This window comes from Embleya sp. NPDC008237 (assembly GCF_042956465.1).
Taxonomy (GTDB): domain Bacteria; phylum Actinomycetota; class Actinomycetes; order Streptomycetales; family Streptomycetaceae; genus Embleya.
This window is the reverse complement of record NZ_JBIBGL010000012.1, coordinates 86,875-96,878: the sequence shown is the minus strand read 5'-3', so window position 1 is coordinate 96,878 and position 10,004 is coordinate 86,875. Positions and strand designations below refer to the sequence as shown.

Genomic DNA, 10,004 nt, shown 5'->3' with positions numbered 1-10,004 from the left:
CAGGGGATCGTATGGAACTTCACGAGGCGCTGTACACCACGCGCGCAATGCGCCGGGTCGGGCCGGATCCGATCCCGCCCGACGTGCAGGCCCGGATCCTGGACGCGGCGGTACGCGCGCCCAGCGGCGGCAATTCCCAGGGCTGGCGCTTCCTGCTGGTGGACGACCCGGGCGTCAAGGGCCGGCTCGGCCCGCTGTACCGCGAAGCGATGGACAGCCTGTGGAAGACCGTGTACGCGTCGCGCGTGGCCGCCGCCGAGGCGGATCCGGACAGTGCGGAGAGCCGGTCCTTCGTCCGGGTGCGGCGCTCGTCGCAGTGGCTCGCGGACAACTTCGAGCAGGTGCCGCTGTTCATGTTCGGCTTCACCCGACACGATCCGACCGGCGGCTCGATCTTCCCGGCGGTGTGGAGCGCGATGCTGGCCGCGCGCGCCGAGGGAGTGGGCACCGCGTTGACCGCGGTGCTGGGCATCTCGCATCGGGACGCGGTGCTGGAGGTGCTCGGGGTGCCGGCCGGCGAAGGTTGGCACATGGCGTGCTGCGTGTCGTTCGGCTACCCGACAGGCACGTGGGGCGTGGCGCCCAGGACGCCGGTGCACGAGGTGGCGTATCGCAACACCTGGGGCGCGCCGATCGGGTTCGAGGTGCCGGCGCCGTTGTGGCCTGCCGAGGGTGCGGCGTACGTGCCCACCACGTTCGAAGGAGATGCCCGGTGACACGTGCCGACCTGCCGCTGCGGGACACGGTGGCCCTGGTGACCGGAGGAGGCAGCGGAATCGGGCTGGGTTGCGCCCGGCGGTTCGCCGCGGACGGTGCGCACGTGCTGATCGCGGGCCGCAGTGCGGACCGACTGCGCGGCGCGGTGGCCGAGTTGGAGAAGGACGCGGCGAACGGCGCGCGCATCGCGTACGCGGTGACCGACGTGACCGACGAGGACCAGGTCCGGGCGGCGGTGGCGCGTGCGGCCGAACTCGGGCCGCTGCGTGCGGTGGTCGCCTCGGCGGGTGGCAACTCCACTATGGGGCCGCTGACTTCGATCGACACCGCCAAGTGGCGCGAGACGGTCGAGCTGAACCTGACCGGCACGATGCTCGTGCTCAAGCACACGGCCCGGCTGATGGCGGCGGCCGGCGGCGGCTCGTTCGTGGCGATCTCCTCGATCGCCTCCTCGACGACGCATCGCTGGTTCGGCGCGTACGGCGTGAGCAAGGCCGGCATCGACCACCTGGTCCGGCTCGCCGCCGACGAACTCGGCGCGAGCGGTGTCCGGGTGAACAGCATCCTGCCCGGCCTGGTGGCCACCGAGATGGTCGACGCGGTCACCCGGGGCGGCCCGGTCCTGGACGACTACCTGGAGTGCACGCCACTCGGGCGGGTCGGCCGAGCCGACGACATCGCCGCCCTCGCGGCCTTCCTGGTCGGCCCGGAATCGACCTGGATCACCGGCCAGAACATCAACGTGGACGGCGGACACCACCTGCGCCGGGGTCCGGACTTCCGGGCCTTCCTGGAGCCGGTCTTCGGCGCCGACGGCCTGCGCGGCATCGTCGCGGAAGGGAACTGACAATGACCCAGCGGGTATTCAACCTGGCGGACCTGTTCGAGGTCGTGGTGGACGCCTGTCCGGATCGGCTCGCGCTGGTCGCGGGCGAGGTGCGACTGACCTACCGCGAACTGGACGAGCGGGCCAACCGGGTCGCGCACGCGTTCGTCTCGGCGGGGCTGGCGACCGGCGACCACGTGGGCATCTACTCGCGCAACCGGGCCGAGTGGCTGGAGGCGATGATCGGCGCGTTCAAGGCGCGGATGGTGCCGATCAACATCAACTACCGGTACGTCGAGGACGAGCTGCGCTACATCGTCGACAACGCGGACCTGGCCGGGCTGGTCGTCGAGAGCGGTTACCTGCCCAAGGTCGCGGCGGTGCGTTCCGGCGCGCCGGCACTCGCGCACGTGTTCGTGCTCGCGGACGAGTTCGACGAGAAGCTCGACGGGAGCATCGACTACGAAGCGGCGCTCGCGGCCGAGAGCGGTGCTCGCGACTTCGAGCAGCGCTCTCCCGAGGACCGGTACATGGTCTACACCGGCGGGACCACCGGCTTCCCCAAGGGCGTCGAGTGGCGCTCGCACGACATCTTCTGCTCGGCGATGGGCGGCGGGAACTTCGGCGGCGAACCGATCGCGGATCCCGAACTGCTCGCCGCCAAGGCCGAGGGCGCCCCGCTGGTCCAGATGTTGACCACACCGCTGATGCACGGCAACGGCCAGTGGGTGACCTGGATCACCCTGTTCAGCGCGGGCACCGCGGTGATGTGGACCGGCCTGCGCTACGACCCGGCCGAGATCCTGCGCATCGTCGAACGTGAGGGCTGCGTGACGATGATGCTGGTCGGCGACGCGATGGCGCGCCCGATCGCGGACGCGTTGGAGAGCGGCGAGCACCGCGTGGAAACGCTCAAGGTGATCGGTTCCGGCGGCGCGCTGCTCTCCCCGTCGGTCAAGGCCCAGCTCACCCGGCTGATCCCCGGCCTCTACATCGCCGACAGCTTCGGTGCCTCGGAGTTCGGCGCGGGCAGCTCACAGACCCCCGGCGGCCGTTTCCCGCTCAAGCCCAAGACCGCGGTGCTCGGCGAGGACCTGCGCCCGGTGGGCGCGGGCGAGAGCGGCCGGATCGCCCGGACCGGGTACATCCCGATCGGCTACTACAAGGACCCGGTCAAGACCGCGGAGACCTTCCACATCGACCCGGACGGTGTGCGCTGGGTCATCCCCGGCGACTTCGCCCGGGTCGAGGACGACGGCGACGTGACCCTGCTCGGCCGCGGCTCGGTGTGCATCAACACCGGCGGCGAGAAGGTTTTCCCGGAAGAGGTCGAGGGCGTACTCAAGGCGCACCCGGCGGTATACGACGCGGTCGTGGTCGGCGTCCCGGACCCCCGCTTCGGCGAGCGGGTGGCCGCGGTCGTCTCGCTGCGCCCGGGCCACACGCTCTCCACGGAGGACGTGGCCGAGCATGCCCGGGAGCAATTGGCCGGGTACAAGATCCCGCGTGACCTGGTCACGGTCGCCGAGGTACCCCGAACCCCGGCGGGGAAGCCCGACTACCGGTGGGCGAAGGAGACGGCGGTGGGAGCGTCGGTCGCGGGCGGGAAGTGAGGGGCGGGCGTCGGTTGCGCGCGGGAAGTGAGGGGCGGGCCGGGTCGAGGGCGCCGACGCGGCTGGGGTGACTGCCGGGGTGGCGCCGGGTCGGGGGGCGACGCGCTCGGGGGTGCTCGGGGGCGCCGACGCGCTCGGGGGTGCCGACACGCTCCCGGGCGCTCGGGCGTGCCGACGCGCTCGGGGGCGGGCGGGGCGTGGGGGTGGGGTCGCTTATCGTGGGCGTATGACCGTGCCTCATCAGCGAATCGGGCTGCTTGCCACCGGGATCCGTTGGCGTGAGGGTCGGCCGCATCTGGTGTCGATCGATGCGGCCGATGAGGAGTCGCTCCAGGTGCTCACTCCCGGTACCACCGCGGGGTGGCGGCTGTCCGGGCCGCGTACGTGTGTCGGGATTCGGCGCAAGGGCGGGCGGCGGGTGCCGTGTCCCGTGCTTGCGCCGCTGCCGGCGACGGCTCCGCGGGCGCAGTGCGATGCGTGTGCGCTGGCCGATCCGGGACGCAAACTCGCGCGTGACCAGGCGATGGACGATCCGCGGCCGTTCTCGCTCTACCTCGCGTGGTTCGGGCCCGGACTGGTCAAGGTCGGCCTCACCGCCACCGAGCGCCGCGCGGCCCGACTCGCCGATCAGGGTGCGCCGATGTTCACCTGGCTCGCGCACGGCCCGCTGGTGCCCATCCGCAACACCGAGCGCGCGTGCTCGGCCACCGGCACGGTCCGGGAGCGCATACCGCACAAGGCCAAGGCGGCGGCCTGGTGGCGCACCCGCGTACCCGGGCCGCCGGCCGAACTCGCCGACGCGCACGCGCGGTTGACCCGACTTCTGCCCGACACGCTGACCCCGGCGCCGTGCGACATCCAGGACCTGACCCGGTTCTACGGCCTGACCGACCCGCCGCCACCGACCCGGGATCAGGTTGCCGGGCTCGCCCAGGATGCGCTGCTGCACGGCGAGTTCACGTGCGTCGCGGGGCACGACGCACTGATCACCACGGACACGGGGCCGCTGTTCGTCGACCTGCGGCTGCTCACCGGCTGGCAGTTGACCCCGGCCCGGGGCAGCATCCGAGGCATCACCGTCAAGCCCTTGGAAACGGGCCGGGCGCCGGACGGATCGGTGCAGGAAGGGCTGTTCTGAGGCCGGCCGACGGATGGAAGGTGCATCCCCCGCCGGTTCGAGGTGTCAGATGCGGGATACGACCGGACAGGTGCCCGGCGCCGCTCCCTCGTCGATGGGCCTACTGCGGTTGTACGGGTCCACCGTTGCCGGGGCGGTGGGCGCGCCGGTGGTGGGCGGGCCGGTGGATATGCGGTCCGCCGGGAACTGTGGACGCACGAAGCCGTCCATCCGGGTGCACGAACTGTTCGAGATCTCGTAGTCGAACCTCGCCATGGCGATCCGGCCGCGCGCGGTCGACCGATAGCGAGGCCCTCGGTAGACCTTGGTGTCCACTACCCGGCGAACCACCGAGCGGGTGACGCTCGCACCGGCTCCGCTGCCGGTCTTGGCCACCGGGTAGACGAACGAGTAGTCGGTGTGCACCGTCAGCATGCCCTCGCGGTCGGTGTCGTAGCTCGTGATCCCGTTGACCTTGACCACCGAGCCGACCGGCTCGACGTCCGTGGGGTCGAACCTGGTCATCCACGCCTTCGGGTTGTCCCCGTCCGCATCCCACCGGGTCGCGGTCACCGAATTCTCGATCCGGGCGACGAGCTCGTCGGACGGATCCAGCAGGGCGAGCACGCCGGCCGGGCGGGCACCCGCGAGCACGTCGCGGTCCAGGTTGCCCGCGATCAGCAACCGGCGGGTCAGGTCCAGGGCCTCGGCGACCTCGGCGACGGAATACCCGGGCACGGCCTTGGCCTCGGGCATGGACAGGCCCGCCTCGTTGTCCGCGTAGTTGATCGCCGGCGACCCGGCGAACGGGTTCTTCCGGGTCGGCGTGTCCGGGCCCACGCCCCGCTGTTCCGCCGCCACCGACGGCACGGAGGTGGCGACTCCGGCCACCGGCGGCTGCACCATCGGGTCGTCCGCGGTGGCCGTGTTCGATGCGGTGAACCAGCCGAACACCCGGTTCGGAGCGGCGGCGAAGGCCACCAGAGCCAGCACCGCAACGGTCACCACGACCGTCTTGAGTCGAGGCCGCCGGCGGCGCACCCCGGGCCCATCGGACCGCCAAGGCTGCTGCTGCGGCGGCTCGTTCGCCCACCGACGGGCCAACATCCGTGCCCGCGCGGAACCTTCCGTTCGGGTCGCGCCCTTGACGAACTCCTCGTCGAACACGTACCCGGCAAACGGATCGTTCGCATCGGCCCCACCCGACGGACCACCCGACTGTTCATCCATCCGGTCGCGGCCATCGCCAGCGTCCCGGTCCCCCCGATTCTTGGACACCCGGGAAGGGTATCCACCCCAACCGACAGTCCGGTCGCCGCGGCGGCACATCACGTTCCCGGACGCAACCCGTCGGCCCGACGGCCGGATCGTTTCCGTCCTGGACACCCCCTTTAACGGACACGGGGTCGTTCCCCGACGGGAGGTGGGTGTCACCTGCGGGAAGACGTCGGCGATGGCGGTGGGTTGGCTGGTGGTTGGTTGGTGGTGGGTGGGTGGGTGCTTTCGTCAGGTCCGCCGGTTGACCTTCCTGGATGGGCGGGGTGCTCTCGGCGTGCGGTGCACCTTGGTCGGGTCGGGCGCGGGTGGCTCTGTGCTAACCGGTCGGCGTGGTCGGGCGGAGATCGGCCCGGTCCCAGGGTCACCGGCGGTCAGGAGCCCCGGGTTCTCCGGCGAGACACGGGTGTTGCCTGCGGAGAAAGGCGCTGGCAACGGCGGAGCGGGAGGGCGGCCCGGTGAGGTTCGCCGGGGAGCCTTCCCGAGTGGGCCGGGCGCTCGCGGTATGCGGTGGGTGTTCGGTGGCGAGAGCCGTGGAGAGTGGGGCGGGGAGTGGGCGGTTTCGGTCGCCGGAGTGCGAAACCCCGCCCGCGACAGGCACTTTCGCCGTGCTGCCTCGCAAAACCGCAGGTCAGCGGAAATCGGTGCGCCCGGAGCGGTTCCGCGATTCGGATCGAGACCCTGCCAGCCCCAGGGGAGTGTTCTCCACCCCGCCGACCTCCCGAAAGGTTCGCCGGGGACCCTCCCGGGTGGGTCGGGTCGGCCGGGAGGAGACTCCTTCGGGGGCCTGACGGATCCCGATCCGGATCCCGAGACGCATTCGAGCCCGCGACCTTCCGCCGACCTGCGGTTTTGCATCACCGACCGGTGAAAGCACCTGTCGAGGGCGGGGTTTCGCACTCCGGCGACCGAAACTGCCCACTCCCCAACCCACTCCCCCTCGCCACCGAATGCCCACCGCACGCCGAAAACACCCGACCCACTCGGGAAGGCTCCCCGGCGGACCCCACCGGGCTGCCCTCCCGCTCCGCCGTTGCCAGCGCCTTTCCCGCAGGCGAGGCCTGTGTCTCGCCGGGGATCCCAGGGCTCCTGACCGCCGGTGACCGTGGGACCGGGCCCATCTCCACCAGGCCACGCCGACCGGTTAGCACAGAGCCACCCGCGCCCGACCCGACCAAGTCGCGACCGCATGCCAAGAGCGACCCGACCCACTCGGGAAGGTCCCCCGGCGAACCCCACCGGGCCGCCCTCCCGCTCCGCCGTTGCCAGCGCCTTTCCCGCAGGCAACACCCGCATCTCGCCGGGAAACCCAAGGCTCCTGACCGCCGGTGACCCCGGGACCGGGCCCATCTCCACCAGGCCACGCCGACCGGTTAGCACAAAGCCACCCGCGCCCAAGCCCACCAAACCCCCACCGCCGCCGGAAACACGAACGCGCCCCGAAACGCACCCCGACTCGAGACGCACCGCGCGCCGCGCACCGCGCGCCGCGCACCGCACCGCCCACCGCACCACGCAGCACGCACCGCACCGCACCGCACAGCACCACGCAGCACGCACCGCACCACGCACCACCCACCGCCGCGTCGCCGTGCCGCCGCACCGCGGCACGGCTTGGTGTCCTTGACTTCGAGTTCACTCCAACTCGTAGGGTCCCGGTCATGAACAACGCACTCGACACCGCCACCATCGCCCAGGACGACCGCTACGAGCGCGGCCTTGCCGTACTGCGGCAGGTTGCCGGTACCGATCGGCCCGCCGTGCTCGAAAGCCTCGCCGACATCGCTCCCGATCTGGCCCGGTACACCGTCGAGTTCGGTTACGGCGACATCTACTCGCGCCCCGGACTCACGCTCCGGCAGCGGCAGTTGGCCAACGTCGCGGCCCTGGCCGCGATCGGTCACGCAGCGCCGCAGCTGCGTTTCCATCTGGCCGGCGCGCTCAACGTCGGCTGTACTCGGCGCGAGATCGTGGAGACCCTGATCCACGTCTGCGTGTACGCCGGTTTCCCGGCCGCGCTCAACGGCCTGACCGCGGCGCGCGAGGTCTTCGAGGCCCATCCGGCGGCGGCCGAGGCCACGCCGGACGAGGTTCCCGCGCCGGCACCGGCGGAGACCACCGCCGAGCGTTACCGCCGCGGTCTGGCCGCGCTCACCGAGATCGACGGCCACGCCGGCGAACAGGTCATCGCATCGCTTCGGGACATCGCCCCGGACCTGGGCCGCTACGTGCTCGAATTCGCGTTCGGCGACGTGTACTCGCGCACCGGCCTGGACCTGAAGACCCGCGAACTCGCCACGGTCGCGCTGTGCACCGCGCTCGGGACGGCCGCGCCGCAGCTCGCGGTGCACATCCACGCCCTGCTCAACGTCGGCGGCACCGAGGAGGAGGTGGTCGAGACGATCACCCAGATGGTCGGCTACGCGGGCTTCCCCGCCGCGCTGAACGGCATCACGGTCGCCCGCGCCGTGTTCGCCGAGCGGGCCGCCGCCGAGCGGACCGCCGCCGACTCGGCGGCCTAGTCCGTGTCCGCCGCGCGGTCCTGCGGCAGCATGTACACGTCGCGGCCCTCGCGGTCCACGAACGCGTCGCTTGCCCGGAAACCGACCCGGCGGGCCAGGGTCAGGGACGGCACGTTGGCGGCGTCGATCACCGCGACGATCGGCATCGTCGGGAGCGTCCGGCGGGCCAGGTCGACGGTGGCGTCGACCGCCTCGCGGGCCAGGCCCCGGCCCCACGCGATCGGCGCGAAACGGTAGTAGAGGTTGAACACCGGTATGCCGTCCGGTCGCAGCCGCCGGGTCAACTGCGTCCCGGCGAAGCCGAACACCCCGGCCGGATCCGCACGCGGTGCGACCGCGCAGTAGCCGATCCCGTCCCGTTCCCAGTCCTCGATCATCGAGTCGAGGAACGCGACCCCCTCCTCGGCCGACCGCATCGGTCCGTGCGGGTTGTACCGGTTGGTCTCCGGATCCCCGTGCACCGCGAACACCGCCGCCGCGTCCTCGGGGTGGGGCCGAGTCAGAACCAGTCGTGCGGTCTCGACGACCGTGATACGAGGTGCAGGTGCCACGCGCATGCCGTTCGGATCGGTTCGGATTGCTTGCGATCGATTCGGGTTCGATTCACTTCGCCGATGTCGGTCTCCGAGCCTACTGAACACCCGAACACGCCCGCCCCGGGCCGGCGGTCGGGCGGCGATCGGCCGACGAGCGAGCGATCGGCGAGCGAGCCGACGAGCAAGCGGACCAGCGACCCGGCGCCCCACCCGACGAGCGAGCAAGCGGCCCAGCGAACCCGCGCCCCACCCGACGAATGAGCGAGCGACCGGCGACCCGGCGCCCTTGCCGCCACGCGTACACCTCGACCCACCAGTCACCCGCAGACCGCCCGACACCACGCCGCCGACATGTGCTTCCGGGCCCGGTTCAGACCTGGTAGCGGTTCGGGGCGAAGGAGTCGGGGTTGGCCTCGATCCAGGCGGAGGTGCGGCGCAGGCCCTCGGAGAGGTCGACGCGGGGCTTCCAGCCGGCGAGTTCGCGGGCCTTGGTGTTGTCGGAGAGCAGGCGTTCGACCTCGCTGCCGGTCGGGCGCAGGCGGGTGGGGTCGACCACGATCTCCGCGTCCCGGCCGGAGGCCACGATCAGCGCCCGGGCCAGTTCGCCGATCGAGACCTCGGTGCCGGTACCCAGGTTGATCACCTCGCCCAGCGTGGCGTCGGCGAGCGCGACCGCCAGGAAACCCTCGGCGGTGTCGGTCGCGTAGGTGAAGTCCCGGGTCGGGGTGAGCGAGCCGAGCCGGACCTCGCGAGCGCCCGCGTGCAACTGGGCCAGGATGGTCGGGATCACCGCGCGTGCCGACTGGCGCGGGCCGTAGGTGTTGAACGGCCGTACCACCGACACCGGCAGTTCGAACGCGTGCCGGTAGGAGAGCGCCATCATGTCCGCGCCGATCTTCGAGGCGGAGTAGGGCGATTGCGGCTGGAGCGGGTGGCTCTCGGTGATGGGTGCGGTGATCGCGGTGCCGTACACCTCGCTCGTGGAGGTGTGCACGAGCCGGGCGCCGTGCCGTACACAGGCAGCGGCCACGTTCTGCGTGCCGACCACGTTGGTCTGCACGTACGCCTCCGGCGCCTGATAGCTGTACGGGATCCCGATCAGCGCGGCCAGGTGGAAGACCGTGTCGCAGCCCGCGACCGCGTCCAGCACCCGGTGTGCGTCACGGACGTCGCCGGCGAGCATCTCGACCCGGTCGTCGGCGAGATGCTCGGCGAGATGCCCGCGTTCGGCGTACGGCTTGTAGTGCACCAGCGCGCGCACCCGGGCGCCGCGCTCGAGCAGCAGGTCGACGAGCGTGCTGCCGATGAAGCCCTCCGCGCCGGTGACCAGCACGGTTCGGCCGGTCCAGTCGGCCGGGGAGCTGCCCGAGGTGTTCGGGGCGAGGGTGGTGGTCATGG

The 10,004-nt window shown here is 71.8% G+C and carries 8 protein-coding genes; 5 read left to right on the top strand and 3 right to left on the bottom strand.

What is annotated here, in order from left to right; translation table 11 throughout:
- The 4 genes from ACFZBU_RS29135 to ACFZBU_RS29120 all read left to right on the top strand — a co-directional run.
- Positions 1-716: nitroreductase family protein (locus tag ACFZBU_RS29135; protein WP_391586651.1), on the top strand; the 716-nt coding region annotated here is incomplete at its 5' end.
- Positions 713-1,564, top strand: coding sequence for an SDR family oxidoreductase (locus tag ACFZBU_RS29130; RefSeq protein ID WP_391586650.1), 852 nt, complete (start codon positions 713-715; stop codon positions 1,562-1,564). The genes ACFZBU_RS29135 and ACFZBU_RS29130, both read left to right, overlap by 4 nt.
- A gap of 2 nt (positions 1,565-1,566) precedes the next feature.
- The gene (locus tag ACFZBU_RS29125) at positions 1,567-3,156 is read left to right on the top strand and encodes an acyl-CoA synthetase (protein ID WP_391586649.1); all 1,590 of its coding nucleotides are present in this window, start codon (positions 1,567-1,569) and stop codon (positions 3,154-3,156) included.
- A 226-nt stretch (positions 3,157-3,382) separates the two neighbouring features.
- On the top strand, positions 3,383-4,294 hold the full coding sequence (locus tag ACFZBU_RS29120) for a DUF2797 domain-containing protein (protein ID WP_391586648.1): 912 nt from the start codon (positions 3,383-3,385) through the stop codon (positions 4,292-4,294).
- A gap of 45 nt (positions 4,295-4,339) precedes the next feature.
- On the opposite strand, the gene ACFZBU_RS29115 is transcribed toward ACFZBU_RS29120, so the two are convergent.
- Entirely contained in the window at positions 4,340-5,278 is a 939-nt protein-coding gene (locus ACFZBU_RS29115; RefSeq protein WP_391586647.1) for a hypothetical protein, read from the bottom strand.
- A gap of 1,931 nt (positions 5,279-7,209) precedes the next feature.
- On the opposite strand from ACFZBU_RS29115, the gene ACFZBU_RS29110 reads away from it, so the two are divergent.
- Positions 7,210-8,070 carry a carboxymuconolactone decarboxylase family protein gene (locus ACFZBU_RS29110; RefSeq protein ID WP_391586646.1) on the top strand — a complete coding sequence of 287 codons (861 nt, stop codon included), beginning with the start codon at positions 7,210-7,212 and terminating at the stop codon, positions 8,068-8,070.
- Here ACFZBU_RS29110 and ACFZBU_RS29105 read toward each other — a convergent pair.
- On the bottom strand, positions 8,067-8,621 hold the full coding sequence (locus ACFZBU_RS29105; RefSeq protein WP_391586645.1) for a GNAT family N-acetyltransferase: 555 nt from the start codon (positions 8,619-8,621) through the stop codon (positions 8,067-8,069). The two genes, ACFZBU_RS29110 and ACFZBU_RS29105, sit on opposite strands and share 4 nt — an antisense overlap.
- Positions 8,622-8,976: 355 nt before the next feature.
- Positions 8,977-10,002, bottom strand: coding sequence for an SDR family NAD(P)-dependent oxidoreductase (locus ACFZBU_RS29100; protein ID WP_391586869.1), 1,026 nt, complete (start codon positions 10,000-10,002; stop codon positions 8,977-8,979).
- Between the last annotated feature and the right edge of the window lie 2 nt (positions 10,003-10,004).

Bases quoted from the DNA above. Each gene is read 5' to 3' on its own strand.
- ACFZBU_RS29110 (WP_391586646.1), top strand. From the start codon at position 7,210: ATGAACAACGCACTCGACACCGCCACCATCGCCCAGGACGACCGCTAC.
- ACFZBU_RS29125 (WP_391586649.1), top strand. From the start codon at position 1,567: ATGACCCAGCGGGTATTCAACCTGGCGGACCTGTTCGAGGTCGTGGTG.
- ACFZBU_RS29100 (WP_391586869.1), bottom strand. From the start codon at position 10,002: ATGACCACCACCCTCGCCCCGAACACCTCGGGCAGCTCCCCGGCCGAC.
- ACFZBU_RS29120 (WP_391586648.1), top strand. From the start codon at position 3,383: ATGACCGTGCCTCATCAGCGAATCGGGCTGCTTGCCACCGGGATCCGT.